Source organism: Enterobacter cloacae complex sp. P6RS, from assembly GCF_014982245.1.
GTDB classification, from domain to species: domain Bacteria; phylum Pseudomonadota; class Gammaproteobacteria; order Enterobacterales; family Enterobacteriaceae; genus Enterobacter; species Enterobacter bugandensis.
In genome coordinates, this window is record NZ_JADCLB010000020.1 from 79,234 (window position 1) to 105,576 (window position 26,343).

Sequence of the window (26,343 nt, forward strand, 5' to 3'; positions counted from 1 at the left end):
TTGTTTACAGCAGCGGTTTTTGTCCGCGCTGTAGCCAGCGAAGCAGCAGGCGGTCCGCGCTTTCCGCCGCACTGTTGGTAAAGCGGTCCATCAGCCGTTTGCGCTGTGTAAAGCGCACGCCTACCAGTTCCCGGCCTTCCATCAGGTTGAGCAGCAGGTCATCACTGGTACCCACTTCATCCACCAGCCCTTTTTCCTGCGCCTGGATGCCGTACCAGTGCTCCCCGGTCGCCACCTGTTCAATATCCAGCGTTGGACGCATGCGATGTACGAAGTCTTTAAAGAGATGGTGAGTTTCATTCAGGTCTTCACGGAATTTTTGGCGCCCCTCTTCCGTGTTTTCCCCCAGCAGCGTCAGGGTGCGTTTGTACTGACCCGCCGTGTGAAGTTCGATATCAATCTCTTTATTTTTCAGGAAGCGGTTAAAGTTAGGGATCTGTGCGACCACGCCAATGGAACCTATGATGGAAAACGGCGCCGCAACGATTTTGTCCGCCACGCAGGCCATCATATAGCCGCCGCTCGCCGCGACTTTATCTACCGCCACGGTAAGTGGGATCTGCTTCTCGCGCAGACGCTGCAGCTGTGAAGCGGCCAGCCCGTAACCGTGAACCACCCCGCCCGGGCTCTCAAGACGCACCACCACCTGATCCTGCGGCGTTGCCACGGCCAGAACCGCAGTCACCTCTTCGCGCAGCGAAGCGACTTCATGCGCATCCATGCTGCCTTTAAAATCGAGCACATAGACGCGGGGTTTTGCGTCGCCCTGCGGCGTCGCGAGCTTTGCCTTCGCCTTCGCGGCTTTGGCTTCCTGCTTGTGTTTTTTCTTCTGGGCTTTCAGCCACAGCTTCTGCTGATGGCTATCGAGCAGCGAGAGGGACATCTCTTCCTGCATCTCTTTATACTGCTCGCTCAGGCGGGTGATGCGTAACTCCCCACGCTGACGCTTGCGCTGCGTCAGGTTGACAATCAGAACGGCAACCACGGCAATGGCAATCACCACCGTCGCGATTTTGGCCAAAAACAACCCATATTGAGAAAGTAATTCCACGCGTTCCACCTTGATTTAACCACGAATCTTTCACGGCAGTGTACAACAGCCCTGCCCCTGCGTCTCGCCCGTGACATTACCTCTGCGAGCCGTCTTCAGGAATCCCCGCGCTGCGGTTTAAATATTTGCAAATTGTTAATTTTGCAGCAATGCGTCCTGTAGACTGATTGAATTCTCACGCTAATTCGGGCATAAAGCCGAAAAGTCATTATGAAGGCGTGATTGAGACACCGTGCGCCTGAGGAGTCACCGTGCATTATCAACCGCAAAAAAACCTGCTGCAGAACCGAATCATTCTTGTCACCGGCGCCAGCGATGGTATTGGTCGCGAAGCGGCCCTGACGTACGCTGAATATGGCGCAAGCGTAATTCTGATTGGGCGCAACGAAGAAAAGCTCAAAGGGGTCGCTCAGGAAATTGAGGCCGCAGGCGGCACACCAGCCCCCTGGTACACGCTCGATTTGCTGACATGCACCCCAGCGCTCTGCCAGGAGCTTGCTCACCGTATCAGTACCCACTACCCACGTCTTGACGGCGTACTGCACAACGCCGGTTTGTTAGGTGAAGTGCGTCCAATGGATGAACAGGATCCTGAAATCTGGCAGCAGGTGATGCAGGTTAACGTTAACGGTACTTTTTTCCTCACGCAGGCCTTGCTTCCTTTATTACTCAAATCCGAGTCTGGATCTCTGGTCTTCACCTCTTCCAGCGTAGGCCGCGAGGGTCGCGCAAACTGGGGGGCTTATGCTGTCTCAAAATTTGCGACCGAGGGCATGATGCAGGTGCTGGCGGATGAGTATCAGAGCCGCCATCTGCGCGTAAACTGCATTAATCCGGGGGGTACGCGCACCAGCATGCGCGCCAGCGCGTTCCCGACGGAAGATCCGCTGAAGCTGAAAACCCCGGCAGACATTATGCCGCTCTATCTCTGGCTGATGGGCGACGACAGCCGCCGCAAAACCGGAATGACCTTTGATGCCCAGCCGGGCCGCAAACCGGGAATTTCGCAATGAGTGAAGAACGTCATCAGCAGCGACAGCAGCGTCTGAAGGAACAGGTTGACGCGCGCGTCGCGGCAGCCCAGGACGAGCGAGGGATCGTCATCGTTTTTACCGGCAATGGTAAAGGCAAAACTACTGCCGCGTTTGGCACCGCTACGCGCGCCGTCGGCCACGGGCAAAAAGTGGGGGTCATCCAGTTTATCAAAGGGGAATGGCCCAACGGCGAACGTAATTTGCTTGAACCTCACGGCGTTGAGTTTCAGGTGATGGCGACCGGGTTTACGTGGGATACGCAGAACCGGGAAACCGATACCGCAGCCTGCCTTGCCGTGTGGAAGCACGCAAAAAGGATGCTGGCTGACCCGACATTAAATATGGTGCTGCTGGATGAGATCACCTATATGGTCGCCTACGACTACCTGCCGCTGGAGGAGGTGCTGGATGCACTGAAGAACCGCCCTGCGCACCAGACGGTTATCGTTACAGGTCGTGGGTGTCATCGTGAGATTATGGAGCTGGCAGATACCGTCAGCGAGCTGCGTCCGGTCAAGCATGCGTTTGATGCAGGCATCAAAGCACAAATTGGCATTGATTACTAAAGAAAAAGCCCGGTGAGTTCACCGGGCTTTTTCAATTAACCGTTGTTATTCCGGCTGCCAGAGCGACGATTGCTGTTCACCTGGCTGTGGCGTTTCACCGCACGACGGATCTGATTCGCCTTCATACGACGACGATCTTTCTCCACCGCCACTTTAGAGGTGGTTTCCGGCGTCAGGCCAACCAGCTCGCGCAGGTAGTTAGTCTGGGTAAGATCCAGCTCGGTATAACCACCGCGTGGCAGACCTTTCGGCAGCAGAATGTCGCCGTAGCGAACGCGGATCAGGCGGCTAACCTGCACGCCTACCGCTTCCCACAGACGACGCACCTCGCGATTACGGCCTTCGGTCAGGGTCACGTTGTACCACTGGTTAATCCCTTCACCACCGGTAAATTTGATGGTTTTGAACGCCGCAGGGCCGTCTTCCAGCTGCACGCCACGCGACAGATCGCGCAGTTTATTTTCATCGACCTGGCCGAAGACGCGAACGGCGTATTCACGCTCAACTTCACGGCTTGGGTGCATGAGGCGGTTTGCCAGTTCACCATCGGTGGTGAACAGCAGCAGACCGCAGGTGTTCACGTCCAGACGACCCACCGCAATCCAGCGGGCGCCGCGCAGTTTTGGCAGACGGTCAAACACCGTTGGACGACCTTCCGGGTCGTTGCGCGTACACAGCTCGCCTTCCGGCTTGTAATACGCCAGCACGCGGCAGATCTGTTCCGCGGACTCTTTCATGGAGATAAGATGACCGTCAATGCGGATCTTGAGCCCCGGTACGATTTCTACGCGGTCACCCAGCGTGGCGATTTTACCGTCCACACTCACGCGGCCCGCTTCAATAATGGCTTCGATTTCACGGCGTGAACCGTGGCCGGCGCGCGCCAGCACTTTCTGTAACTTCTCGCTCATTGAGCTTCCTCAGGTGTCGCCTTCACAGGCGTCGAATCAGGTCAAAAGCAGAGCCGAGCCCTGCTTTGATGGCCGCGTAGTATATCTGCTTACACCTTTACAAGAAAGGCTTAACATCACCCACGCCTTCACGAATCACTTCAGGCGCGTCTTCAGTCAGATCCACAACCGTAGTCGGCTGCTGGCCGAGATAACCGCCGTGAATAATCAGCTCCACTACCTTCTCCAGACGATCTTTTATCTCCTCCGGATCGGACTCGGTAAACTCGCTGCCCGGCAGCATTAGCGAGGTGGAGAGCATCGGCTCGCCGAGGGTTTCCAGCAGCGCCTGGGCAATCGGGTTTGACGGCACGCGCATGCCGATAGTCTTACGCTTTTCCTGCAGCAGGCGACGCGGCACCTCCTTCGTCCCTTTCAGAATGAAGGTGTAGTTACCCGGCGTGTTGTTCTTGATCAGGCGAAACGCCACGTTGTCGACATACGCATAGGTCGACAGCTCAGAGAGGTCGCGACACATCAGGGTAAAGTTATGGCCGTCCGGCAGCTGACGGATGCGACATATTCGCTCCATCGCCCCTTTATCTTCAATTTTACAGCCCAGCGCGTAGCCGGAATCGGTCGGGTAGACTATCACGCCGCCTTTGCGGACGATCTCCACGGCCTGGTTAATCAGACGTGGCTGCGGGTTGTCCGGATGGATATAGAAAAACTGACTCATACTTCCCTCTCTTCAATTTGCTGCGGCTGCTCCCAGAGCTGCCAGACCGGCTCAACGCCAGCGGGTAGCCAGAGCTTGCGTCCCAGCTCGATCCACGCGCAGGGCTGGTGGAAATCAGAGCCCTGTGACCCTAGCAGGCCAAACTGGCGAGCGTAAGTCGCGAGCTGCGCGCGCTCGTTGGGCGCCTGCTGACACTGGGCGACTTCCATCGCCTCGCCACCGCATTCGGCAAAGTGCGCCAGCAGCCGTTTCAGCCATTTAGCAGAAAGATTATACCGTCCCGGATGGGCCAGCACGGCCTTACCGCCAGAATGATGAATGACATCAATAGCTTGTTTTATTGTACACCACTGTGGCGGAACGTATCCGGTTTTCCCGCGCGCCAGATACTTTTTAAAGACATCCGCCATGGTCGTCGCTTTGCCCGCTTCAACCAGAAAGCGGGCGAAATGACCGCGGGTGACCGCCCCGCCGTTCGCCAGCTTTTGCGCACCTTCCAGCGCGCCCGGAATATGCGCCTTCTCCAGACGCTCGCCGATCATCTCCGCGCGCTGGTTGCGGCGCGTTTTTTGTTCTTGCAAAAAGGCAAGAAGTGCCGGATGTTCTATATCAATGTTCAGGCCAACGATATGAATCTCATGGTTTTCCCAGACGGTCGAGATCTCGACGCCGGGCACCAGATTCAGCGCCAGCCCGCTGCGGGCAATCTCGGCGCGCGCTGCCGGAATGGCGTCGGTGGTATCGTGATCGGTTATCGCCAGCGTGCCGACACGCATTTCAACCGCGCGATGAACCAGGGCTTCGGGTGTCAGCAGGCCATCAGAGGCCTGAGTATGGCTGTGTAAATCATAAATAATCGCGTAAGTGGTATCGCTCAAAGCACTTCCCATAACAGGTTGGAGACATCCGAAAACGCCATGATACCGACTTAACGTGAAATTCTGAAATCAAGGGTTGACAATACGCCATCGAACTAGTTAACTAGTACGCAAGTTCACACGAGAAAGGTATCTGAAAATGACAGCACATTTCACTCTGCACGGTTGGTGGCGCACTTCCTGATCTTCGGGCAGTGTCACGCATCTGCGAAATGCAAACAGATACCCGCCCGCTACCCAGCGGGCTTTTTTTTGAACAGAATAAATGAGAATCACAACATGCAAACAGCCAAACCTCATCTCGAACTGTTGACCTGCGAGGCGGTCTATCGCCACAACCCGACCGCGCTGTTTCATCAGGTGTGCGGCGCGCGTCCGGCGACGCTGCTGCTGGAGTCTGCGGATATCGACAGTAAGGACGATCTGAAAAGCCTGCTGCTGGTCGACAGCGCGCTGCGCATTACCGCGTTAGGTGACACCGTCACCATTAAGGCGCTCTCTGATAATGGCGCATCGCTGCTGCCGCTGCTGGATGCTGCTCTGCCCGCGGGCATCGACAATGAACGTCACCCGGACCTGCGAATTCTGCATTTCCCGCCGGTAAGCCAACTGCTGGACGAAGACGCGCGCCTCTGCTCGCTGTCCGTGTTCGATGCCTTCCGCCTGCTGCAAAATCTTGTCACCGTGCCGGAAGATGAGCGCGAAGCAATGTTCTTCGGCGGGCTGTTTGCTTACGACCTGGTCGCCGGTTTTGAAGATTTGCCGGAAACCGAGCAGGGCAACCGCTGCCCGGACTACTGTTTCTACCTGGCCGAAACCCTGTTGGTGATCGACCATCAGAAAAAATATACCCGCATCCAGGCAAGCCTGTTCACGCCCTCTGCGTTTGAGAAAAACCGCCTTGAGCATCGCATCGCTCAGCTCCGGCAGCAGATGACGGAAGCGCCGCCTGCGCTGCCGGTACAGCACGTGGAAAAAATGACATGCGACGTTAACCAGACCGACGATCAATACGGGGCCGTGGTTCGCCAGATGCAAAAGGCTATTCGCGCCGGGGAGATTTTCCAGGTTGTGCCGTCCCGCCGTTTCTCGCTGCCCTGCCCGTCACCGCTGGCGGCTTACGACGTGCTGAAGAAAAGCAACCCGAGCCCATATATGTTCTTTATGCAGGACAATGATTTCACGCTGTTCGGCGCCTCGCCGGAAAGCTCGCTGAAGTACGATGCCACCAGCCGCCAGATTGAGATCTACCCGATTGCGGGCACCCGTCCGCGTGGCCGTCGTGCCGATGGCTCGCTGGACCGCGATCTGGACAGCCGCATCGAACTTGAAATGCGAACCGACCACAAGGAGCTCTCCGAACACCTGATGCTGGTTGACCTGGCGCGTAACGACCTGGCGCGCATTTGCACCCCGGGCAGCCGCTACGTGGCAGACCTGACCAAAGTTGACCGTTACTCCTTCGTGATGCACCTGGTCTCCCGCGTGGTGGGTGAACTGCGCAGCGACCTCGACGTGCTGCACGCCTACCGCGCCTGCATGAATATGGGCACCCTGAGCGGCGCACCGAAGGTACGCGCCATGCAGCTTATCGCCGAAGCGGAAGGACGTCGGCGCGGGAGCTACGGCGGCGCGGTAGGTTACTTCACCGCACACGGCGACCTTGATACCTGCATCGTGATCCGCTCCGCCTACGTCGAAGACGGTATTGCCACCGTTCAGGCCGGCGCCGGGATTGTTCTTGACTCTGTTCCGCAGTCTGAAGCTGACGAAACCCGCAGTAAAGCACGCGCGGTATTGCGCGCCATCGCTACCGCACACCACGCACAGGAGATTTTCTGATGGCTGACATTCTGCTGCTCGATAACATCGACTCCTTTACCTATAACCTGGCAGATCAGCTGCGTGCGAATGGTCACAACGTCGTTATCTACCGCAACCACGTTCCGGCTCAGACCCTGATTGACCGTCTGGCGACCATGCAAAACCCGGTGCTGATGCTCTCCCCGGGGCCGGGCGCGCCGAGCGAAGCGGGCTGTATGCCCGAACTGCTGACCCGCATGCGCGGCAAGCTGCCGATTATCGGTATCTGCCTTGGTCACCAGGCAATTGTGGAAGCTTACGGCGGTTACGTCGGCCAGGCGGGCGAGATCCTGCACGGTAAAGCCTCCAGCATTGAACATGACGGCCAGGCAATGTTTGCCGGGCTGCCGAATCCGCTCCCGGTCGCGCGCTATCATTCGCTGGTCGGCAGCAACATTCCGGCCGGGCTGACCATCAACGCCTCGTTTGAAGGGATGGTGATGGCGGTACGCCACGATGCGGATCGCGTCTGCGGGATGCAGTTCCACCCGGAATCTATTTTGACATCCAATGGCGCCCGCCTGCTTGAGCAGACCCTTGACTGGGCGTTACAGAAGCTGGAGCAGACCAACACCCTGCAGCCGATTCTGGAAAAACTGTATCAGGCCCAGACCCTGAGCCAGCAGGAGAGCCACCAGCTTTTTTCTGCCGTGGTGCGCGGCGAGCTGAAGCCTGAGCAACTGGCCGCTGCGCTGGTGAGCATGAAAGTGCGCGGCGAAAGCCCGCAGGAGATCGCCGGTGCGGCCACCGCGCTGCTGGAAAATGCCGCCCCGTTCCCGCGTCCGGACTATCAGTTTGCGGATATCGTCGGGACCGGTGGCGACGGCAGCAACAGCATCAATATTTCGACCGCCAGCGCCTTTGTGGCGGCGGCCTGCGGCCTGAAGGTGGCCAAGCACGGTAACCGCAGCGTCTCCAGCCGTTCAGGCTCGTCCGATCTGCTGGCCGCGTTTGGCATCAATCTGGAGATGAATGCCGAGCGTTCGCGTGAAGCGCTGGATGATTTGGGCGTTTGCTTCCTGTTTGCACCGAAGTACCACACCGGTTTCCGCCACGCGATGCCGGTTCGCCAGCAGCTTAAAACCCGCACGCTGTTTAACGTGCTCGGCCCGCTGATCAACCCGGCCCATCCGCCGCTGGCATTAATTGGCGTTTACAGCCCTGAGCTGGTCCTGCCGATTGCCGAGACGCTGCGCGTGCTGGGTTACAAACGCGCCGCCGTGGTGCACAGCGGCGGAATGGATGAAGTTTCGCTGCATGCGCCGACGCTGGTGGCCGAGCTTAACGATGGTGAAGTACTCAGCTATCAGCTTGAGGCGTCTGATTTCGGCTTAACGCCGTACCATCAGGAAGCGCTGGCAGGCGGTACGCCGGAAGAAAACCGTGACATTCTGACGCGCTTACTACAAGGTAAAGGTGAGGCCGCTCATGAGGCCGCCGTGGCTGCCAACGTCGCCATGCTGATGCGTTTGCACGGTGAGGAAGACCTGAAAGCCAATGCTCAAAAAGTTCTGGATGTACTGCGCTCCGGTGCAGCTTACGATCGCGTTACCGCACTTGCGGCAAGAGGGTAAAGAATGCAGACCGTTTTAGCGAAAATCGTTGCCGATAAGGCCATCTGGGTGGAAGCACGCAAAGCAGAGCAGCCGCTTGCCAGTTTCCAGAATGACGTCGTCCCAAGCAGCCGTCGTTTCTATGACGCCCTGCAGGGTGCACGTACCGCCTTTATTCTGGAGTGCAAAAAGGCCTCTCCCTCAAAAGGCGTTATTCGTGACGATTTCGACCCGGCGCGTATCGCCGGTATTTATAAGCATCATGCGTCGGCAATCTCCGTGCTGACGGATGAGAAATATTTCCAGGGCAGCTTCGATTTTCTGCCGATCGTCAGCGGCATCGCACCGCAGCCGATCCTGTGCAAAGACTTTATTATCGACCCGTATCAGATCTGGCTGGCGCGTTTCTACCAGGCCGATGCCTGCCTGCTGATGCTCTCGGTACTGGACGACGAACAGTATCGGCAGCTTGCTGCCGTGGCGCACAGCCTGAAAATGGGCGTGCTGACCGAAGTGAGTAACGAAGAAGAGCTTGAGCGCGCCATCGCGCTGGAAGCCAAAGTGGTCGGCATCAACAACCGCGATCTTCGCGACTTGTCGATTGACCTGAACCGTACCCGCCAGCTGGCGCCGCGTCTGGGTGCGGGCGTCACGGTGATCAGCGAGTCCGGCATTAACAGCTACGCCCAGGTGCGCGAGCTGAGCCACTTCGCCAACGGTTTCCTGATTGGCTCCGCCATGATGGAACATGACGACCTCAATGCGGCGGTGCGTCGCGTGCTGCTGGGTGAAAACAAAGTCTGCGGCCTAACCCGCGAACAGGATGCGCTGGCCGCGTATGAGGCTGGAGCAATCTATGGCGGTTTAATCTTCGTCGACACCTCTCCTCGTGCAGTCAATGAGGAACAGGTCCGCAAGGTAATCGCGGCGGCCCCGCTGAGCTATGTTGGCGTGTTCCGCAATGCGGATGTCGCGGATGTTGTGGCAAAAGCCGACGCGTTATCCCTGAGTGCCGTTCAGCTCCATGGCGATGAAGATCAGGCGTATATCAATGCCCTGCGCGACGCGCTGGCACCGCAGGTTCAAATCTGGAAAGCACAAAGCGTGGGCACCACCCTGCCCGCACGTAATCTTCACCACGTTGACAAATACGTGCTCGACAACGGCCAGGGCGGCACCGGACAACGTTTTGACTGGTCGCTGCTGAACGGCGAAAAGCTGGACAACGTCCTGCTGGCGGGCGGACTAAGCCCGGATAACTGTGTGGAAGCCGCGAAAACCGGCTGCGCAGGCCTCGATTTCAATTCAGGCGTAGAGTCGCAACCGGGTATCAAAGATGCCAGCAAGCTGGCCTCGGTGTTTAAAACTCTGCGTGCATATTAAGGAAGAGAAGATGACGACATTACTTAACCCGTATTTTGGCGAGTTCGGCGGGATGTACGTTCCGCAAATCCTGATGCCCGCGCTGCGCCAGCTGGAAGAAGCGTTCGTGAGCGCGCAGAAAGATCCGGCGTTTCAGGCGGAGTTTACCGACCTGCTGAAAAACTACGCCGGGCGTCCAACCGCGCTGACCAAATGCCGCAACCTGACCGAAGGCACCAAAACCACGCTGTATCTTAAGCGTGAAGACCTGCTGCACGGCGGCGCGCATAAAACTAACCAGGTGCTGGGCCAGGCGCTGCTCGCAAAGCGTATGGGTAAAACCGAAATCATCGCCGAAACCGGCGCGGGCCAGCATGGCGTGGCTTCTGCGCTCGCCAGCGCCCTGCTCGGCCTGAAGTGCCGCATCTATATGGGTGCTAAAGACGTTGAGCGTCAGTCGCCGAACGTGTTCCGTATGCGCCTGATGGGTGCGGAAGTGATCCCGGTGCACAGCGGTTCTGCGACGCTGAAAGATGCCTGTAACGAAGCGCTGCGCGACTGGTCCGGCAGCTACGAAACGGCGCACTATATGCTCGGCACCGCGGCAGGTCCTCACCCGTTCCCGACCATCGTGCGCGAATTCCAGCGCATGATCGGTGAAGAGACCAAAGCGCAGATCCTTGAAAAAGAGGGTCGCCTGCCGGATGCAGTCATTGCCTGCGTCGGCGGCGGGTCTAACGCCATCGGCATGTTCGCAGACTTTATCGACGACACCCGCGTTGGGCTGATTGGCGTCGAGCCTGCCGGTCACGGCATTGAATCGGGTGAACACGGCGCGCCGCTGAAGCATGGCCGCGTGGGGATCTACTTCGGCATGAAATCCCCGATGATGCAAACCGATGAGGGCCAGATTGAAGAGTCTTACTCTATTTCTGCCGGCCTCGACTTCCCGTCAGTCGGACCACAGCATGCGTTCCTGAACAGTACCGGCCGCGCGGACTATGTCTCCATTACCGATGACGAAGCGCTGGAAGCCTTCAAAGCGCTGTGCCGCAGCGAAGGGATCATCCCGGCGCTGGAGTCTTCTCACGCGCTGGCGCACGCGCTGAAAATGATGAAAGAAAACCCGGAAAAAGAGCAACTGCTGGTGGTGAACCTTTCCGGTCGCGGTGACAAAGATATCTTCACCGTTCACGATATTTTGAAAGCACGAGGGGAAATCTGATGGAACGCTACGATAACGTATTTGCAGAACTGAAATCCCGCCAGGAAGGCGCGTTCGTCCCCTTCGTTACCCTGGGCGACCCTGGCCCTGAGCAGTCTCTGAAGATTATCGACGCCCTGATTGAAGCCGGCGCCGACGCGCTGGAGCTGGGTATTCCTTTCTCCGATCCGCTGGCGGATGGCCCGACCATCCAGAACGCCACCCTGCGCGCCTTTGCGGCAGGCGTGACCCCAACCCAGTGCTTTGAAATGCTGGCGGCGATCCGCCAGAAGCACCCGACCATTCCGATTGGCCTGCTGATGTACGCCAACCTGGTGTTCAACCGTGGTGTTGACGAGTTCTATGCCGAATGCGCGCGAGTTGGTGTCGACTCGGTCCTGGTAGCAGACGTGCCCGTGGAAGAGTCCGCGCCGTTCCGCCAGGCTGCGATGCGTCACAATGTCGCCCCTATTTTCATCTGCCCGCCTAACGCGGACGATGAACTGCTGCGCCAGATAGCCTCTTACGGACGCGGGTATACCTATCTGCTTTCGCGCGCGGGCGTGACCGGCGCCGAGAATAAAGCGGCCCTGCCGCTGCATCATCTGGTGGAAAAGCTGGCCGAGTACCATGCCGCGCCGCCGCTGCAGGGCTTCGGGATCTCCTCTCCGGATCAGGTCACCGCGGCAATTGAGGCGAAGGCGGCGGGTGCCATCTCCGGCTCCGCGATTGTGAAGATCATCGAGAAGAACGTGGACAAGCCCGAGCAGATGCTGGCCGAGCTGAAGGCGTTTGTGACTGCCATGAAGGCGGCGACGCGTAAAGCCTGACCCCTCCACCGTCTGGCAACCCTGCCAGACGGTTACTCCTCCTTCTCCATCCTCTCCAAAGGATTACGTCAAAATTGATCCCGTCGATATTTTCGGTGTGAATAGCTTTTCAAACTTTCGCGTAAGCGTATGATCTGGACTCTTTTTAGCACTAATCCTTCTGAGTTCAGAGGCTTATTCATGTCATGGCAATCCTTCAAACAGACTTACCTGGTTAAGTTCTGGTCACCTGTTCCGGCCGTCATCGCGGCAGGCATTCTCTCTACTTATTATTTCGGCATTACCGGCACCTTCTGGGCCGTCACCGGTGAATTCACCCGCTGGGGTGGGCAACTGCTGCAGCTCGCAGGCGTACACACCGAAGAGTGGGGATACTTCAAACTCATTCACCTGGACGGTACCCCTCTTACCCGCATCGACGGAATGATGATTATCGGCATGTTCGGCGGCTGTTTCGCTGCGGCGCTGTGGGCAAACAACGTTAAGCTGCGCATGCCCAAAAGCCGCGTTCGCATCATGCAGGCGGTAGTCGGGGGTATGATTGCCGGGTTTGGCGCCCGCCTGGCGATGGGCTGTAATCTGGCCGCGTTCTTTACGGGGATTCCGCAGTTCTCCCTTCATGCCTGGTTTTTTGCCGTGGCCACGGCGATTGGCTCTTACTTCGGAGCAAAATTCACCCTTCTGCCGCTGTTCCGCATTCCGGTGAAAATGACAAAAGTCAGCGCGGCGTCCCCGCTAACCCAAAAACCGGAGCAGGCAAAGCGCCGTTTCCGCCTGGGTATGCTGGTCTTTTTTGCTATGATCGCATGGGCCATTTGCACGGCGATGAATCAGCCGAAGCTTGGCCTGGCGATGTTGTTCGGCGTCGGCTTTGGCCTGCTGATCGAACGCGCGCAGATCTGCTTTACCTCTGCGTTTCGCGATATGTGGATCACCGGAAGGACGATGATGGCGAAGGCAATCATTGCCGGCATGGCGGTGAGCGCTATCGGCATCTTCAGCTATGTTCAGCTCGGTGTTGAACCGAAGATCATGTGGGCTGGCCCGAACGCGGTGATTGGCGGTCTGCTGTTTGGCTTCGGGATTGTGCTGGCGGGCGGGTGTGAAACCGGCTGGATGTACCGCGCGGTTGAGGGACAGGTGCACTACTGGTGGGTCGGGCTTGGGAATGTCCTTGGATCCACACTCCTCGCATACTTCTGGGACGACGTGTCCCCGGTGCTTGCCACAAACTGGGACAAGGTTAACCTGCTGAGCGCTTTCGGCCCTCTCGGCGGCCTGCTGGTGACTTATGCCCTGCTGCTGGTCGCTTTTTTACTGGTTGTCGCACAGGAGAAACGCTTCTTCCGCCGTGCCGTCGTCAAAACTGAAACGCAGGAGAACGCTGCATGAAAGAGATCGTCCCCGACTATCGTCTGGATATGATCGGTGAACCCTGCCCGTATCCGGCGGTTGCCACGCTTGAGGCACTGCCGCAGCTGGAAAAAGGTGAAATTCTGGAGGTGGTGAGCGATTGTCCGCAATCCATCAACAACATTCCGCTGGATGCAAAAAACCACGGTTATACGGTGCTGGATATCCAGCAGGACGGGCCAACCATTCGCTATCTGATTCAAAAATGATCGCTAAGGGCCTCGCAAGGGGCCTTTATCGTATTGAATTATAAGCCATGTTGATCCACGGCAAAAACGCGATTTTTGACTTAAGTAAAATCTCATTTCCCTTTTGAAGGAGGTTTTCGCGGTTTGATGTATTTACGAGCTTTACTGGTTTTCGCCTTATTGATTCCCTTCCACGCGCTGTCCCTGAATTTTTCTTCGACCTTCCTGCGCCTTAATTGCCCGGAAAGAGGACTTGTCGACGTTATTCTGCACGTCTATGACCATACTCAGGAACGATGGCGCGGTCATTTTGAAACCGGCGCGGGTCATAAACGTGTGGGTGATACCGAAATTATCCCGTTTGCCAACGGTGATATTCTCTTCCATTCCCTGTACAGCGACGCTTTCAGCTATTTATATGATGGGGAAAAGATCCTGAGGCACTGCGTAAAGCTTGACGAGCGGCCGGTTTATCCGTCGTTTTGAAGCGAGCAAAGCAAACTGGCCACCCTGTGGCCAGTTTGACGGGGATCAGAAACGATAACCCGCAGAGAACATGAACACCCACGGATCCAGACGCGTATTGATGCTTTGCTGCTCGCCGCCCGCCTTGAAGCGTACGTCCGTATCAATATCCATATACCAGACCGAGGCGTTGATCAGCCAGTCGCGGTTAATCAGATAGTCCAGACCAACCTGCCCAGCCATACCCCACGAGTCTTTCAGGCTGAGATCGGAGAGTCCTGCTTCTTTACCGGTATCGTTGAATTTCTCATCGAAGAAGGTGGTGTAGTTCACACCCGCGCCAATATATGGACGCACCTTGCTGCTGGCATCGCCAAAGTACCATTGCGCCATCAGCGTTGGCGGTAAATGGTGAACCGTGGCGATATCACCGGTCGCACCAAGACCGACACGGTGACGGAACGGGGTTGCCGCCAAAAGCTCAACCCCAACGTTATCCGTCGCCATCCAGGTGAATGTTAAACCTAACTGGGTGTTGTTACTGACGTTAAAACCGCCCATCCCCAGCACGTTATCCGATCCTTCAGTTGGGCGAACCGTAGCCGAACCGGCACGAATAAAGAATTCGCCTGCTTCATGCGCATACGCGCCGCCAGAGAGACTGCTTAATACAAGGGCTGCCACCGCTAATTTTTTCATATCCGCTCCATCGTTGTGGTTTTAATCGCGGATGAGAATATACTCACAAAAGAGTAATAAGTGATCTGCCACAGATCACATTAAAACCAGTAAGTTAACATTCATTGATCTGGGTTAATTTTTTGTGGCGCTTTGAAAAGCAATAAGTTGTTTCTATGTCAATTTTTGGCATTTCACAGTTACAAAATTTTCTCTTTTCCCCCTCTTGCTCTTCCTCTGTCGGCTGGATAATTTATCGCTCTCACAAGTTGATTTGATGCGTTCTTTTTTGCAGGTGTGCCATGAGTGAAGTTAACCCGTGCATGACGTGCGGAGCCTGTTGTGCGTATTTTCGAGTCTCTTTCTATTGGGCTGAAGCCAGCGATGGCGGCGGTACCGTTCCGGTTCATCTTACTGAGCCGTTAACCCCCTTTCTGCGCTGCATGAGCGGCACCAATCAAAAGCAGGCCCGCTGCGCGGCCTTACAAGGTGAGCCCGGGGTTTCGACCCGGTGCGCGATCTATGAGGATCGCCCCAGCCCGTGCCGGGAATTTGCCATGTCGGGGGAAGATGGGCAGGTCAACGAAGCCTGTAATCGCGCCCGCGCGCGCTTTGGATTACCGCCGCTTTACAAAGATATGCTTTTCCATACAAGCCTTGATGCTGCCACAGCAGGTTCATCCGGTGTACAATTGCCGGCTAATTAACACCTGCAATACGCAAGGAGAGTGCATGTCTATCACGGCGAAGTCTGTCTACCGTGACACGGGAAATTTTTTCCGCAATCAGTTCATTACCTTTTTACTGATCGCGTTGCTTTGCGCCTTTATCACTGTGGTGCTGGGTCATGCGTTCTCACCGAGTGAAGAACAGATTGCCAGCCTGAGCCAGGGCGACCATCTTGCAGGAAGCGTGGGGCTATTTGAACTGGTACAAAACATGACGCCAGAGCAGCAACAAATTCTGCTGCGGGCGTCTGCCGCATCCACGTTTTCTGGCCTGATTGGTAACGCCATTCTGGCGGGCGGCGTTTTGCTGATGATCCAACTGGTGTCGGCGGGCCACCGGGTCAGCGCCTTGCGGGCGATTGGCGCCAGCGCGCCGGTCTTACCTAAGCTGTTTATCCTGATCTTTTTAACCACCATGCTGGTGCAGATGGGAATTATGCTGGTTGTGGTGCCGGGCGTGTTACTGGCTATTGTGCTCGCTTTTGCCCCAGTAATGGTCGTGCAGGATAAAATGGGAATTTTTACCGCGATGCGCAGCAGCATCAGGCTGGCATGGGCGAACATGCGTCTGGTTGCTCCTGCCGTGATGGGCTGGCTGCTGGCAAAAACGCTCCTGCTCCTGTTTGCTCCGAATTTTGCGGTATTAACCCCGAACGTTGGCGCGGTGGTCGCGAATACACTGAGCAACCTGATTTCAGCGGTGCTGCTTGTCTATCTGTTCCGCCTGTATACGTTAATTCGTCAGTAACCCTGATGCCGGGTGCATGACAGGGCCCGGCTCAACAGAGAAGATGGAATCACAGAATGAAGCAGTTTCTTGATTTTTTACCGCTGGTGGTCTTTTTCGCGTTTTACAAACTGTATGACATTTATGCTGCCACCACAGCGTTGATTATTGCGACAGCGGTTGTGCTGATCTACAGCTGGGTGCGCTACCGTAAAGTTGAGAAAATGGCGCTGGTAACGTTCGTCCTGGTCGCCGTATTCGGTGGGCTTACCCTCTTCTTCCACAATGATGAATTTATCAAGTGGAAAGTGACGGTGATCTACGCGCTGTTTGCGGGTGCGCTGCTCATCAGCCAGTGGGTGATGAAAAAGCCGCTGATCCAGCGCATGCTCGGCAAAGAGCTGACGCTGCCTCAGGAGGTCTGGTCGCGCCTGAATATCGCCTGGGCCGTGTTCTTTATCCTTTGCGGTCTTGCCAATATCTATATCGCTTTCTGGCTGCCACAGAATATCTGGGTCAACTTTAAGGTCTTCGGCCTGACGGCCCTGACGCTGATATTCACCCTGCTAAGCGGCATTTATATCTATCGCCACATGCCGCAGGACGACAAGCACTGATTGCTGACTGACCAGAACGTGTTCGACAGGCGTTCTGGTCTATTCTCTCCGCTGTGAAATCATAGTAGCATCCCGCCTGAAGTCTTCCGTTATGAGTTAAAACAATGACAACAAATAACGCCCCTCAGGGCGAACTGGTTTTACGCACACTGGCAATGCCCGCTGACACCAATGCCAATGGCGATATTTTTGGCGGCTGGCTGATGTCGCAGATGGATATGGGCGGCGCAATTCTGGCAAAAGAGATTGCTCACGGACGCGTGGTGACCGTGCGGGTGGATGGAATGACCTTCCTGCGTCCGGTTGCGGTAGGTGATGTGGTTTGCTGTTACGCCCGCTGCGTAAAGCGCGGCAATACATCCATCTCCATCAACATTGAAGTCTGGGTGAAGAAAGTCTCTTCTGAACCGATTGGACAGCGCTATAAAGCAACTGAAGCGCTGTTTATTTATGTCGCTGTCGATAGCGACGGTAAACCTCGTCAGCTTCCGCCAGCCTGAATGGCAGGCAAAAAAAAGCCTCCTTTCGGAGGCTTTTATTATTCCATCTGCGCCCCGCCATTCAGGCGGAAAACAATGTTCACGATCAGTCCGCTTCCCGGTTTACCGGGTTCGTAGCGCCATCTGCGCATCGCCGACTTCACTTCGCGCTCAAACATATTAGAAGGTTGCGCAGACAGGATTTCCACGTTATCCACACGGCCATCCGCAGTGACGTCAAATTTCACCCGTACGCGACCTTCAATACGTAAGGCCTGAGCCCGCGCCGGATATTGAGGCTGATTACGGCTCAACGCACGTGGGCCCGCTGGTGCGGCAACCGTCGGCTTCGCCGCCGGTGCGCTGTTATTCATGACCGGACGCGAAGGCGCTGTATTCTCGACCGGCTGGGTCGCGCGCGGTTCAACCGGGCGTTCTTCACGTTTCGGACGCTCCTCGACCTTCTTCACCGGCTTCGGTTTCGGCTTAGGTTTTGGCTTCGGTTCAGGTTTGTGGATCACCACCGGTGCCTCCTTCGGTGGCTCCGGTACAGGCTCGGGTTCCGGTTCAGGCTCAGCAACCGGCTGTGGCGGTGGTGGCGCAACCTGCGGCGGTTCGAGATCCGCTGGCGAGACCATGGTTACCGAGATCGGCTGGGCGGGTGCGGGCATTTCAATAACCTGATGAACCGAGGTGTAGAGCAAACCCGCCACGACGGCACCGTGAATCACGACGGACAACAGCGTCGGCCAGGGAAAGCGGCGAGGTAAATCAAGGGTCATCGAAGTCATAATCATCAACGTTAAAAAACCGGACCCTGATTTTAAATGCAAATAGCAATCATATTCAATAAGACGCTTTGTTCTGGCGCAATTTAAGCGCAGGAGTGGTCAAAAAAAGGACATCCAGATCGGGGTATTAACGTTGTTTTTATCTTTACATTGCAGTCAATTGCCCTTTCACATAACGTAACTGACACTTTATAACGCTTAAGGAGCTTCACCGTGCTTTACGTGATTTACTCTGAAGATGTCGCTGATTCCCTCGAAAAACGTCTCTCTGTTCGCCCTGCCCATCTGGCTCGCCTGCAGCTGCTCCAGGACGAAGGCCGTTTGCTGACCGCGGGTCCAATGCCTGCTGTTGACAGCAATGACCCGGGAGCCGCCGGTTTTTCTGGCTCCACGGTTATTGCTGAGTTTGAGTCTATTGAAGCGGCGCAGGCCTGGGCTGACGCAGACCCATACGTTGCGGCGGGTGTGTATGCAAAAGTGACGGTGCGACCGTATAAGAAAGTGTTCTGAGGTAAAAAGGCTCCCGCAGGAGCCTTTTTTCACATCAATGTAGTGACGCTAACCGCGCCGCAAACCCGACAAACAGCAGCCCTATCAGCCCGTTCCCCAGCTTTGCCAGTTTCTTTTTGGTTTTCAGATAACGCGTAACAAACGCCCCAGAGAAGATCAGGAAGCTCATGTACATAAAGCTAATCAGCTCAAGCGTGGTAGCGAGGATCAGGAAAGAGGTACCGGTATTTTGCGCATTCACGTCGATAAACTGCACAAAGAACGAAACGTAGAACAGAATCGCTTTTGGATTGGTCAGGCTCAGGACGAGGGAGCGTTTCATGATCGTGCTGGCAGGCTCGGTTCCGCTCTCTTGAGCATTATTCTGACGTGTGATCACCGACCAGAGCATTTTTCCGCCCAACCACAGCAGATAGAAAGCCCCGAGATAGCGCACGATATTAAAGAGTACGGGGGTCGTCTGGATCAATGCCGCAACACCCGCCCAGGCCAGGAACATCAATACCGCATCACCGATAAACACGCCGGTCGCGGCAAGATATCCTTTTTTAACACCGTGACCGATCCCCGTTTTCAGCACAAACAGGGTGTTTGGCCCGGGAACCAGCACGATAAAAAATGCGCCAACAACATACGTCCAGAAATTCAGTACACCAAACTCCGCAAACACCTCTCCCTCCTTTTGCTAAAAATAACCGGAATATCGCCGCAATAACGATATTCGCAAAATAAGACACAATATAATCAGCGGGCACCTTGCGGTGCCCTCATGGGTTTCAGATATCCTGGACTGCGAACAGCAACGCATTGCGGTGCCGGGTCAATCCACATTTTCTGATGGCGTGGATACGCATATTGCGGCGGGATTGTGCTTCCAGCCAACGAGCCTTGCGACGACTCACCTGTCGCAACATACGCCAGCGCCCTACTTCTGTTCTACTGCGCTTCATGTCTACAACTCTTTCTCAAACAGAGCCGCCATTATAAACCCAACCCGACAGCAAACCAGCGCTTTTACCTGGCGTTTTTATTTGCCAGATGAATCCTGATGCGTACACTCATAACAATACGCTTTCAAAAGGATTTTTTTATCTATGACAACCTTCTACACCGTGGTGAGTTGGCTGGTCATTCTGGGATACTGGCTGTTAATCGCGGGTGTGACGTTACGCATCCTGATGAAGCGCAGAGCCGTACCCTCTGCCATGGCCTGGCTTCTGATCATTTATATCCTCCCACTGGTGGGAATTATTGCCTATCTTTCTTTCGGTGAGCTTCATCTGGGTAAGCGCCGTGCCGAGCGGGCGCGCGCAATGTGGCCTTCCACCGCGAAGTGGCTTAACGATCTCAAAGCCTGTAAGCATATCTTTGCCGAGGAGAACAGCAGCGTCGCCTCCTCGCTGTTTAAGCTCTGCGAGCGTCGCCAGGGGATTGGCGGCGTTAAGGGCAATCAGCTCCAGCTTCTGACGTCGTCCGATGATGTCATGCAGGCGTTAATCCGCGATATTCAGCTGGCTCGCCATAATATTGAGATGGTGTTTTATATCTGGCAGCCCGGCGGCATGGCTGACCAGGTCGCTGAATCCCTGATGGCGGCCGCACGCAGGGGGATCCACTGCCGTCTGATGCTGGACTCCGCGGGCAGCGTGGCATTTTTCCGTAGCCCCTGGGCGGGCATGATGCGTAACGCCGGTATCGAGGTGGTTGAGGCACTGAAGGTGAATCTCCTGCGCGTGTTTCTGCGCCGGATGGACCTTCGCCAGCACCGTAAAATGGTCATGATCGATAACTATATTGCCTACACCGGCAGTATGAACATGGTTGACCCGCGCTTCTTTAAACAGGACTCCGGCGTCGGGCAATGGGTGGATCTGATGGCGCGAATGGAGGGGCCGATTGCCACCTCGATGGGCATCGTTTACTCCTGCGACTGGGAGATAGAGACCGGCAAGCGTATCCTGCCGCCACCGCCGGATGGCAATATTATGCCGTTTGAAGAGGCCAGCGGTCATACAATTCATACTATCGCCTCCGGACCAGGCTTCCCGGAGGACTTGATTCACCAGGCGCTGCTGACGGCAACCTACTCCGCGCGTGAATATCTGATCATGACGACGCCCTACTTTGTCCCCAGCGATGATCTGCTGCACGCGATTTGTACCGCAGCGCAGCGCGGCGTCGATGTCAGTATCATTCTGCCACGCAAAAATGACTCCCTTCTGGTGGGCTGGGCCAGCCGTGCCTTCTTTAGCGAACTGCTTGCCGCCGGGGTGAAAATTTACCAGTTTGAAGGCGGTCTCCTGCACACCAAGAGCGTGCTGGTCGACGGCGAATTAAGCCTGGTGGGCACGGTTAACCTTGATATGCGCAGCCTGTGGCTAAACTTTGAAATCACCCTGGTGATTGATGACGCCGGCTTTGGCGGTGACCTGGCGGCGGTTCAGGATGACTATATCTCCCGCTCGCGGCTGCTGGATGCCAGGCTGTGGGTAAAACGTCCGTTATGGCAGCGAATAGCTGAACGACTGTTTTACTTCTTTAGTCCGTTGCTGTAAAACGTGCCCAACGATGTTAAACAGGTAGTCATCATGGAAATGGATCTGAACAATCGCCTGACCGAAGACGAAACGCTCGAGCAGGCCTATGACATTTTTCTCGAACTGGCGGTTGATAACCTCGATCCCGCAGACGTGATCCTCTTTAATCTGCAGTTCGAAGAGCGCGGCGGTGCCGAATTGTTCGACCCTTCAGAGGACTGGGCCGAACATGTAGATTTCGACCTGAACCCTGACTTCTTTGCCGAAGTGGTTATTGGGCTGGCTGATGAAGACGGCGGTGAAATTAACGACATTTTTGCGCGCGTCCTGCTGTGTCGTGAGAAAGACCACAAGCTGTGCCACATACTCTGGCGCGAATAATAAAAAAGGCTGCGATAGCAGCCTTTTTTATTTAATCCGGTAACGCGCTTCCGCAGCGGTTGCAAAACCGCGCGCTGTGTTCATGATCGACCTGGTGGCAGTTCGGACATTTGCGCCGCTGTTTATGGTTCTGAAACGCGCTGCTCATGTGCGTGGTAATAAGCCCCGTCGGAATGGCAATTACCGAATACCCAATCAGAATCAGCACGGATGCCACAATACGTCCCAGCGGCGTATGGGGCGTTATATCGCCATACCCCACGGTCGTAACGGTCACTATCGCCCAGTAGACGGACGCGTTGAGCGTCGTGAAGCCATATTTCTGCCCTTCGATCAAATACATCAGCGCGCCAAAAACAATCATGACGATGGCAATAAACGAATAGAACAGAATAAGCTGATGGCGTGCGCTGACGATCGCACTCCAGAATACGCGCAGCGACGGCATAAAGCGCAGTAACTTCAGAATACGCAAGACCCGAATAACGCGCATCGCTCGCCAGGCGAAAACATAGTTGAGGCTGATCTCCGGCCACAGCCACATCACATAGAGCGGCAGGATCGTCGCTAAATCAATAAAGCCCCAGAAGCTAAAGACGTACTTTGCCGGGTTGGGCCAGCAAACAACACGCAGAATATACTCAGCGGTAAAGACCAGGGTAATAATAAGTTCCAGCCAGACAAACGCATGCCATTCCTCAAATGTCAGGTGATATTGCGTCCCCACACCCGATTCAATAAAGATGACCACTACGCTCAATAGCGCAAACAGCGCACACAGACCTTCAAAACGGCGTCCCGATACCGTTTCAGGATCGAATAAAAGATGATAGAGCCGCCGACGGGCTGAAGTGAATAAACGCGACACGGTAACCTCGCAAAAAAATAAGGGCTGACATCATGTCAGCCCTTGCGATTATAGCGGGTCTACTTTCAGGCAGGAAACCGCATGTCGGAAACTGCCCTCCAGCACCGGTCGCGTTTTCGCGCATTCCGGCCCGGCCATTGGGCATCGCGTGCGGAACACGCAGCCCGACGGCGGATTGATCGGCGACGGCAATTCCCCTTCCAGAAGCTGAATCGTTTTATTCTTTTCCAGATCCGGATCGGGGATCGGCACAGCCGACATCAGCGCTTTGGTATAAGGGTGCAGCGGGTTATGGTACACCTCGTCATAGGTTCCCAGTTCCACGGCATGGCCCAGATACATCACCAGCACGCGGTCGGAGATGTGTTTTACCACCGCCAGGTCGTGTGCAATGAAGATTAGCGACAGCCCCATTTCGCGCTGTAGTTTCTGAAGCAGGTTAACCACCTGCGCCTGAATCGACACGTCCAGCGCGGAGACCGGTTCATCACAAATAATCAGTTTCGGCTCAAGGATAAGCGCACGCGCAATGCCAATACGCTGACACTGGCCGCCTGAAAATTCATGCGGGTAACGGTTAATGAGGTTAGGCAACAACCCGACTTTGAGCATCATCGCCTTCACGCGGTCGCGGACTTCCTGACGCGGCATCTTTGGATGATAGGTGCGCAGCGGTTCGGCGATAATCTCACCGATGGTCATACGCGGGTTTAATGAGGCCAGCGGATCCTGGAAAATCATCTGGATATCGCTGCGCACGTCGCGCCACTCGTCAGGCTTCATGCCCAGCAGATCTTTACCCAGCCAGGCCACTTTGCCGCCGGTGGCTTTCACCAGACCGATAATCGCACGCGCAAAGGTGGATTTACCGCAGCCGGATTCACCCACCACGCCCAGGGTTTCCCCCTCATACAGACGCAAGGTGACGCCATCTACCGCTTTCAGGGTCTTCGGCGGCTGCCAGAACCACTGCTTACCGTCTTTGATGTCGAAATGCACCTTGAGGTCGGCGATTTCGAGCAGCACGTTGCGTTTTTCATCTACTGCGTTCATACCAGCTCCTCCTGCGGCTTAAAGCAGGCGCGCAGACGGCCTGGGGCAAATGCTTCCAGCGGCGGCGCGCTGTTACAGATTTCCATCGCGTGCGGGCAGCGCGGCTGGAACGGACAGCCTTTCGGCAGTCGCAGCAGGTTTGGCGGGTTGCCCGGAATGGTGAGCAGGGACTCCCCTTCCGCATCAAGACGCGGCACCGCGTTCAGCAGGCCAATCGAGTACGGATGGGCTGGCTGATAGAATACGTCGCGCGCTTTGCCGTATTCCATGGTGCGCCCGGCGTACATCACAAGCACTTTGTCACAGATACCGGCAACCACGCCCAGATCGTGGGTGATCATGATAATCGCCGTGTTGAACTCACGCTTAAGCTCGTTCAGCAGGGTCATGATTTGCGCCTGCACGGTGACGTCCAACGCGGTAGTCGGTTCATCGGCAATCAGCAGTTTTGGCCGGCACAGCAGCGCCATGGCAATCATCACGCGCTGACGCATACCGCCAGAGAACTCGTGCGGGAACATGCGCATGCGCTTGCGCGCTTCCGGCATTTTTACCGCATCCAGCATTTTAACGGATTCCTCAAAAGCTTCCGCTTTGCCCAGACCTTTGTGCAGCATCAGGACTTCCATCAGCTGCTCACCGACGCGCATATACGGGTTCAGGGAGGTCATCGGATCCTGGAAAATCATTGAGATCTGTTCGGCGCGAAGCTTGTTCAGCTCGAGCTCCGGCAGGTTAAGAATTTCGCGACCGTTGAATTTCGCCGAACCGCCAATCACGCCGTTAGCGGCCAGCAGGCCCATTAACGCAAATGCCGTCTGGGATTTTCCGGAGCCGGATTCACCCACGATCCCCAGCGTTTCCCCTTTGCTCAGGTTAAAGTTGAGATCGTTGACCGCAGTAACATCGCCGTCCGGGGTTTTAAAGGTCACGCGGAGGTCTTTAACATCCAGCAGAAGATTGCTCTGCTGCTGCGCCTGTGGCGCGGTGGCCGTTTCAATAATTGTCATGACGGCGCTCCTTAACGGTCTTTCGGGTCGAGGGCATCACGCAGGCCATCGCCGATAAAGTTAAAACAAAACAGGGTAACGACCAGGAAACCCGCCGGATAAAGCAGCAGCCACGGTGAAACTTCCATCGAGTTTGCGCCGTCGCTCAGCAGCGCGCCCCAGCTGCTCAGTGGCTCCTGCGTGCCCAGCCCCAGGAAGCTGAGGAAGGATTCAAACAGAATCATGCTTGGCACCAGCAGTGAGGCATAGACCACCACCACGCCCAGCACGTTAGGCACGATATGGCGAACCACGATATTACTGGTTGATACCCCCCCTACCTGCGCCGCTTCGATAAACTCTTTGCGTTTGAGGCTCAGCGTCTGGCCGCGCACGATACGCGCCATATCCAGCCAGGAAACCATCCCGATGGCCACGAAGATCAACAGGATGTTCTGGCCGAAGAAGGTCACCAGCAAAATCACGAAGAACATAAACGGGAAGGAGTTCAGGATTTCCAGGAGACGCATCATCACCGAGTCTACTTTGCCGCCAAGGTAGCCGGAAAGCGCGCCGTAAAGCGTCCCCACGATCACCGCCACCAGCGCGGCGGCGATACCGACCATCAGAGAAATACGGCCACCAATCGCCACGCGCACCAGCAAATCACGGCCGGATGAATCGGTACCGAAATAGTGGCCGGACTCCATATCAGGCGCGCTGGACATCATGCCCCAGTCCGTATCGAAATAGGTAAATTGCGACAGCATCGGCGCCAGGGTGACAAACAACGCGATGATCACCAGCACAACCAGGCTGGCGACCGCCGCACGGTTATGCATAAAGCGACGGCGCGCGTCCTGCCAGAGGCTACGACCTTCTACTTCCAGTTTTTCACTGAAGTTTTCCAGCGCCTCGCTGTTTTTCTTACTCAACATCATGGCGTGCTCCAGCGTTAGTAACGAATTTTCGGGTCGATAACGGCATACAGCACATCGACAACGGCGTTAAAGAGAATGGTCAGTGCGCCCACGAGGATCGTGAGGCTCAGAACGAGCGAGTAGTCACGGTTAAGCGCCCCGTTTACGAACAGTTGACCAATACCCGGCAGGCCGTAAATTGTTTCGATAACCATTGAACCCGTAATGATGCCGACGAATGCCGGTCCCATATAGGAGAGCACAGGCAGCAGCGCCGGCTTAAGCGCGTGGCGGAAGATGATCCGGCGCATCGGCAGCCCTTTCGCGCGCGCGGTGCGGATGAAGTTTGAGTGCAGCACTTCGATCATTGAACCACGGGTAATACGCGCGATACTGGCGATGTACGCCAGCGATAATGCCACCATCGGCAAAATCATGAACTTCAATGCCCCGCCGTTCCAGCCGCCCCCGGGCAGCCATTTCAGCGTGATGGCAAATATCATCACCAGCAATGGCGCGACAACGAAGCTGGGTATGACTACCCCGGTCATTGCCACCCCCATTACGGCATAATCCCATTTGGTATTTTGTCTGAGCGCGGCGATAACGCCTGCGGTGACCCCGAGAACGACGGCCAGAATGAATGCTGCAGCACCCAGTTTTGCCGAGACCGGGAAGCTGGAGGCCACCAGATCGTTAACGGAATAGTCTTTATATTTAAATGACGGTCCAAAATCACCGTGCGCCAGCTGCTTCAAATAGTTGAAGTATTGGGTGGTGATGGGATCGTTTAAGTGATACTTCGCCTCGATGTTGGCCATGACTTCTGGCGGCAACGTACGTTCACCGGTAAATGGACTTCCCGGCGCGAGACGCATCATAAAGAAGGAAATCGTAATTAGAATAAATAACGTTGGTATCGCTTCTAAACAGCGACGCAGGATAAATTTCAACATTGCCCGTACCTTCTGGCGTGTGCCTGATGAATGTTACAAAGTAGACACAGTGGGGCAAGCCAGGCTCGCCCCA

At 55.8% G+C, this 26,343-nt stretch carries 31 protein-coding genes and 1 other annotated feature; of the genes, 17 read left to right on the top strand and 14 right to left on the bottom strand.

Annotation, left to right across the window (positions count from 1 at the left end; translation table 11 throughout):
* Positions 1-4 precede the first annotated feature (4 nt).
* The gene (gene sohB, locus INF73_RS14140; protein WP_041909637.1) at positions 5-1,051 is read right to left on the bottom strand and encodes a protease SohB; all 1,047 of its coding nucleotides are present in this window, start codon (positions 1,049-1,051) and stop codon (positions 5-7) included.
* A gap of 251 nt (positions 1,052-1,302) precedes the next feature.
* On the opposite strand from sohB, the gene INF73_RS14145 reads away from it, so the two are divergent.
* Together INF73_RS14145 and cobO are read left to right on the top strand one after the other, a co-directional pair.
* Entirely contained in the window at positions 1,303-2,064 is a 762-nt protein-coding gene (locus INF73_RS14145; RefSeq protein WP_028013406.1) for a YciK family oxidoreductase, read from the top strand.
* Positions 2,061-2,651, top strand: coding sequence for a cob(I)yrinic acid a,c-diamide adenosyltransferase (gene cobO, locus INF73_RS14150; protein WP_193532754.1), 591 nt, complete (start codon positions 2,061-2,063; stop codon positions 2,649-2,651). Before INF73_RS14145 ends, cobO begins: the two co-directional genes overlap by 4 nt.
* 35 nt (positions 2,652-2,686) lie before the next feature.
* Here the strand turns inward: cobO and rluB are convergent, their stop codons facing one another.
* The 3 genes from rluB to rnm all read right to left on the bottom strand — a co-directional run bounded on the left by rluB (position 2,687) and on the right by rnm (position 5,158).
* Entirely contained in the window at positions 2,687-3,562 is an 876-nt protein-coding gene (rluB, locus tag INF73_RS14155; RefSeq protein WP_193542339.1) for a 23S rRNA pseudouridine(2605) synthase RluB, read from the bottom strand.
* Between the two features lie 97 nt (positions 3,563-3,659).
* A complete protein-coding gene (locus tag INF73_RS14160; RefSeq protein ID WP_003856793.1) occupies positions 3,660-4,280 on the bottom strand; it encodes an L-threonylcarbamoyladenylate synthase in 621 nt (206 codons plus the stop codon).
* Entirely contained in the window at positions 4,277-5,158 is an 882-nt protein-coding gene (gene rnm, locus INF73_RS14165; RefSeq protein ID WP_028013409.1) for an RNase AM, read from the bottom strand. Before rnm ends, INF73_RS14160 begins: the two co-directional genes overlap by 4 nt.
* A gap of 139 nt (positions 5,159-5,297) precedes the next feature.
* Between rnm and trpL the strand changes: the two genes are divergently transcribed.
* From trpL to yedF, 8 genes are all read left to right on the top strand, one after another.
* A complete protein-coding gene (gene trpL / locus INF73_RS22290; protein ID WP_106993556.1) occupies positions 5,298-5,342 on the top strand; it encodes a trp operon leader peptide in 45 nt (14 codons plus the stop codon).
* Positions 5,319-5,412, top strand: a sequence feature (Trp leader region). It overlaps the preceding gene by 24 nt.
* Positions 5,413-5,437: 25 nt before the next feature.
* Positions 5,438-7,000 carry an anthranilate synthase component 1 gene (locus INF73_RS14175; RefSeq protein WP_045260663.1) on the top strand — a complete coding sequence of 521 codons (1,563 nt, stop codon included), beginning with the start codon at positions 5,438-5,440 and terminating at the stop codon, positions 6,998-7,000.
* Positions 7,000-8,595 carry a bifunctional anthranilate synthase glutamate amidotransferase component TrpG/anthranilate phosphoribosyltransferase TrpD gene (trpD, locus tag INF73_RS14180; protein ID WP_028013411.1) on the top strand — a complete coding sequence of 532 codons (1,596 nt, stop codon included), beginning with the start codon at positions 7,000-7,002 and terminating at the stop codon, positions 8,593-8,595. Before INF73_RS14175 ends, trpD begins: the two co-directional genes overlap by 1 nt.
* 3 nt (positions 8,596-8,598) lie before the next feature.
* Positions 8,599-9,957: a bifunctional indole-3-glycerol-phosphate synthase TrpC/phosphoribosylanthranilate isomerase TrpF gene (gene trpCF / locus INF73_RS14185; RefSeq protein WP_193542341.1), complete on the top strand. Its 1,359-nt coding sequence runs from the start codon at positions 8,599-8,601 to the stop codon at positions 9,955-9,957.
* Between the two features lie 10 nt (positions 9,958-9,967).
* On the top strand, positions 9,968-11,161 hold the full coding sequence (gene trpB, locus INF73_RS14190; RefSeq protein ID WP_193542343.1) for a tryptophan synthase subunit beta: 1,194 nt from the start codon (positions 9,968-9,970) through the stop codon (positions 11,159-11,161).
* Positions 11,161-11,970, top strand: a complete 810-nt coding sequence (gene trpA / locus INF73_RS14195; protein WP_153655730.1) for a tryptophan synthase subunit alpha — start codon at positions 11,161-11,163, stop codon at positions 11,968-11,970. The genes trpB and trpA overlap by 1 nt, the downstream gene beginning before the upstream one ends.
* Before the next feature lie 180 nt (positions 11,971-12,150).
* Entirely contained in the window at positions 12,151-13,362 is a 1,212-nt protein-coding gene (yedE, locus tag INF73_RS14200; RefSeq protein WP_048960531.1) for a selenium metabolism membrane protein YedE/FdhT, read from the top strand.
* A complete protein-coding gene (gene yedF / locus INF73_RS14205) occupies positions 13,359-13,592 on the top strand; it encodes a sulfurtransferase-like selenium metabolism protein YedF (protein WP_088205590.1) in 234 nt (77 codons plus the stop codon). Before yedE ends, yedF begins: the two co-directional genes overlap by 4 nt.
* A 156-nt stretch (positions 13,593-13,748) precedes the next feature.
* Here yedF and INF73_RS14210 read toward each other — a convergent pair whose 3' ends face one another.
* Entirely contained in the window at positions 13,749-13,958 is a 210-nt protein-coding gene (locus INF73_RS14210) for a hypothetical protein (protein ID WP_028013416.1), read from the bottom strand.
* A 144-nt stretch (positions 13,959-14,102) separates the two neighbouring features.
* Positions 14,103-14,735 (bottom strand): outer membrane protein OmpW, encoded by a 633-nt coding sequence (gene ompW, locus INF73_RS14215; RefSeq protein WP_045260668.1) that lies wholly within the window; start codon positions 14,733-14,735, stop codon positions 14,103-14,105.
* Between the two features lie 281 nt (positions 14,736-15,016).
* Between ompW and INF73_RS14220 the strand changes: the two genes are divergently transcribed.
* From INF73_RS14220 to yciA, 4 genes are all read left to right on the top strand, one after another.
* Positions 15,017-15,421 carry a YkgJ family cysteine cluster protein gene (locus INF73_RS14220; protein ID WP_052682991.1) on the top strand — a complete coding sequence of 135 codons (405 nt, stop codon included), beginning with the start codon at positions 15,017-15,019 and terminating at the stop codon, positions 15,419-15,421.
* Between the two features lie 25 nt (positions 15,422-15,446).
* Positions 15,447-16,190 (top strand): YciC family protein, encoded by a 744-nt coding sequence (locus INF73_RS14225; RefSeq protein WP_193542345.1) that lies wholly within the window; start codon positions 15,447-15,449, stop codon positions 16,188-16,190.
* Positions 16,191-16,246: 56 nt separating this feature from the next.
* Complete coding sequence (locus INF73_RS14230) at positions 16,247-16,786, top strand: septation protein A (RefSeq protein WP_028013419.1); 540 nt, start codon at positions 16,247-16,249, stop codon at positions 16,784-16,786.
* Between the two features lie 104 nt (positions 16,787-16,890).
* Positions 16,891-17,286, top strand: a complete 396-nt coding sequence (gene yciA, locus INF73_RS14235; RefSeq protein ID WP_041909616.1) for an acyl-CoA thioester hydrolase YciA — start codon at positions 16,891-16,893, stop codon at positions 17,284-17,286.
* A 38-nt stretch (positions 17,287-17,324) separates the two neighbouring features.
* Here yciA and tonB read toward each other — a convergent pair whose 3' ends face one another.
* Complete coding sequence (tonB, locus tag INF73_RS14240) at positions 17,325-18,047, bottom strand: TonB system transport protein TonB (RefSeq protein WP_049138284.1); 723 nt, start codon at positions 18,045-18,047, stop codon at positions 17,325-17,327.
* 222 nt (positions 18,048-18,269) lie between these two features.
* Between tonB and INF73_RS14245 the strand changes: the two genes are divergently transcribed.
* Positions 18,270-18,566, top strand: coding sequence for a YciI family protein (locus INF73_RS14245; RefSeq protein ID WP_069732833.1), 297 nt, complete (start codon positions 18,270-18,272; stop codon positions 18,564-18,566).
* 34 nt (positions 18,567-18,600) lie between these two features.
* Here the strand turns inward: INF73_RS14245 and leuE are convergent, their stop codons facing one another.
* Both leuE and INF73_RS14255 read right to left on the bottom strand, forming a co-directional pair.
* Positions 18,601-19,236, bottom strand: coding sequence for a leucine efflux protein LeuE (leuE, locus tag INF73_RS14250; protein ID WP_028013423.1), 636 nt, complete (start codon positions 19,234-19,236; stop codon positions 18,601-18,603).
* A 106-nt stretch (positions 19,237-19,342) separates the two neighbouring features.
* Positions 19,343-19,516, bottom strand: coding sequence for a YciY family protein (locus INF73_RS14255; RefSeq protein ID WP_086379783.1), 174 nt, complete (start codon positions 19,514-19,516; stop codon positions 19,343-19,345).
* Between the two features lie 144 nt (positions 19,517-19,660).
* Here INF73_RS14255 and cls point away from each other — a divergent pair, with 144 nt between their 5' ends.
* Positions 19,661-21,121 carry a cardiolipin synthase gene (gene cls, locus INF73_RS14260; RefSeq protein ID WP_028013424.1) on the top strand — a complete coding sequence of 487 codons (1,461 nt, stop codon included), beginning with the start codon at positions 19,661-19,663 and terminating at the stop codon, positions 21,119-21,121.
* A 33-nt stretch (positions 21,122-21,154) separates the two neighbouring features.
* On the top strand, positions 21,155-21,484 hold the full coding sequence (locus INF73_RS14265) for an HI1450 family dsDNA-mimic protein (protein WP_006810881.1): 330 nt from the start codon (positions 21,155-21,157) through the stop codon (positions 21,482-21,484).
* A gap of 31 nt (positions 21,485-21,515) precedes the next feature.
* Here the strand turns inward: INF73_RS14265 and INF73_RS14270 are convergent, their stop codons facing one another.
* Genes INF73_RS14270 through oppB form a run of 5 tightly spaced genes read right to left on the bottom strand, consistent with a single transcriptional unit; the run spans position 21,516 to position 26,270 of the window.
* The gene (locus INF73_RS14270; protein ID WP_193542348.1) at positions 21,516-22,352 is read right to left on the bottom strand and encodes an ion transporter; all 837 of its coding nucleotides are present in this window, start codon (positions 22,350-22,352) and stop codon (positions 21,516-21,518) included.
* A 48-nt stretch (positions 22,353-22,400) separates the two neighbouring features.
* Entirely contained in the window at positions 22,401-23,405 is a 1,005-nt protein-coding gene (gene oppF, locus INF73_RS14275; RefSeq protein ID WP_041909608.1) for a murein tripeptide/oligopeptide ABC transporter ATP-binding protein OppF, read from the bottom strand.
* A complete protein-coding gene (locus tag INF73_RS14280; RefSeq protein WP_136485590.1) occupies positions 23,402-24,415 on the bottom strand; it encodes an ABC transporter ATP-binding protein in 1,014 nt (337 codons plus the stop codon). The genes oppF and INF73_RS14280 overlap by 4 nt, the downstream gene beginning before the upstream one ends.
* Positions 24,416-24,426: 11 nt before the next feature.
* A complete protein-coding gene (gene oppC / locus INF73_RS14285; RefSeq protein WP_028013428.1) occupies positions 24,427-25,335 on the bottom strand; it encodes an oligopeptide ABC transporter permease OppC in 909 nt (302 codons plus the stop codon).
* 14 nt (positions 25,336-25,349) lie between these two features.
* Positions 25,350-26,270, bottom strand: coding sequence for an oligopeptide ABC transporter permease OppB (oppB, locus tag INF73_RS14290; RefSeq protein ID WP_028013429.1), 921 nt, complete (start codon positions 26,268-26,270; stop codon positions 25,350-25,352).
* Positions 26,271-26,343: the final 73 nt, after the last annotated feature.

Excerpts from the sequence above, each read along its gene's own strand:
- cobO (WP_193532754.1), top strand. The coding sequence starts at position 2,061 with ATGAGTGAAGAACGTCATCAGCAGCGACAGCAGCGTCTGAAGGAACAG.
- trpCF (WP_193542341.1), top strand. The coding sequence starts at position 8,599 with ATGCAGACCGTTTTAGCGAAAATCGTTGCCGATAAGGCCATCTGGGTG.
- INF73_RS14175 (WP_045260663.1), top strand. The coding sequence starts at position 5,438 with ATGCAAACAGCCAAACCTCATCTCGAACTGTTGACCTGCGAGGCGGTC.
- oppB (WP_028013429.1), bottom strand. The coding sequence starts at position 26,270 with ATGTTGAAATTTATCCTGCGTCGCTGTTTAGAAGCGATACCAACGTTA.
- INF73_RS14160 (WP_003856793.1), bottom strand. The coding sequence starts at position 4,280 with ATGAGTCAGTTTTTCTATATCCATCCGGACAACCCGCAGCCACGTCTG.
- yedF (WP_088205590.1), top strand. The coding sequence starts at position 13,359 with ATGAAAGAGATCGTCCCCGACTATCGTCTGGATATGATCGGTGAACCC.
- tonB (WP_049138284.1), bottom strand. The coding sequence starts at position 18,047 with ATGACCCTTGATTTACCTCGCCGCTTTCCCTGGCCGACGCTGTTGTCC.
- yciA (WP_041909616.1), top strand. The coding sequence starts at position 16,891 with ATGACAACAAATAACGCCCCTCAGGGCGAACTGGTTTTACGCACACTG.
- cls (WP_028013424.1), top strand. The coding sequence starts at position 19,661 with ATGACAACCTTCTACACCGTGGTGAGTTGGCTGGTCATTCTGGGATAC.
- oppF (WP_041909608.1), bottom strand. The coding sequence starts at position 23,405 with ATGAACGCAGTAGATGAAAAACGCAACGTGCTGCTCGAAATCGCCGAC.
- oppC (WP_028013428.1), bottom strand. The coding sequence starts at position 25,335 with ATGATGTTGAGTAAGAAAAACAGCGAGGCGCTGGAAAACTTCAGTGAA.
- INF73_RS14280 (WP_136485590.1), bottom strand. The coding sequence starts at position 24,415 with ATGACAATTATTGAAACGGCCACCGCGCCACAGGCGCAGCAGCAGAGC.
- INF73_RS14265 (WP_006810881.1), top strand. The coding sequence starts at position 21,155 with ATGGAAATGGATCTGAACAATCGCCTGACCGAAGACGAAACGCTCGAG.
- INF73_RS14210 (WP_028013416.1), bottom strand. The coding sequence starts at position 13,958 with ATGGAAGAGAATATCACCGTTGGCAAACGGGATAATTTCGGTATCACC.
- INF73_RS14220 (WP_052682991.1), top strand. The coding sequence starts at position 15,017 with ATGAGTGAAGTTAACCCGTGCATGACGTGCGGAGCCTGTTGTGCGTAT.
- INF73_RS14230 (WP_028013419.1), top strand. The coding sequence starts at position 16,247 with ATGAAGCAGTTTCTTGATTTTTTACCGCTGGTGGTCTTTTTCGCGTTT.
- ompW (WP_045260668.1), bottom strand. The coding sequence starts at position 14,735 with ATGAAAAAATTAGCGGTGGCAGCCCTTGTATTAAGCAGTCTCTCTGGC.
- INF73_RS14225 (WP_193542345.1), top strand. The coding sequence starts at position 15,447 with ATGTCTATCACGGCGAAGTCTGTCTACCGTGACACGGGAAATTTTTTC.
- rluB (WP_193542339.1), bottom strand. The coding sequence starts at position 3,562 with ATGAGCGAGAAGTTACAGAAAGTGCTGGCGCGCGCCGGCCACGGTTCA.
- INF73_RS14255 (WP_086379783.1), bottom strand. The coding sequence starts at position 19,516 with ATGAAGCGCAGTAGAACAGAAGTAGGGCGCTGGCGTATGTTGCGACAG.
- trpB (WP_193542343.1), top strand. The coding sequence starts at position 9,968 with ATGACGACATTACTTAACCCGTATTTTGGCGAGTTCGGCGGGATGTAC.
- trpA (WP_153655730.1), top strand. The coding sequence starts at position 11,161 with ATGGAACGCTACGATAACGTATTTGCAGAACTGAAATCCCGCCAGGAA.
- trpD (WP_028013411.1), top strand. The coding sequence starts at position 7,000 with ATGGCTGACATTCTGCTGCTCGATAACATCGACTCCTTTACCTATAAC.
- yedE (WP_048960531.1), top strand. The coding sequence starts at position 12,151 with ATGTCATGGCAATCCTTCAAACAGACTTACCTGGTTAAGTTCTGGTCA.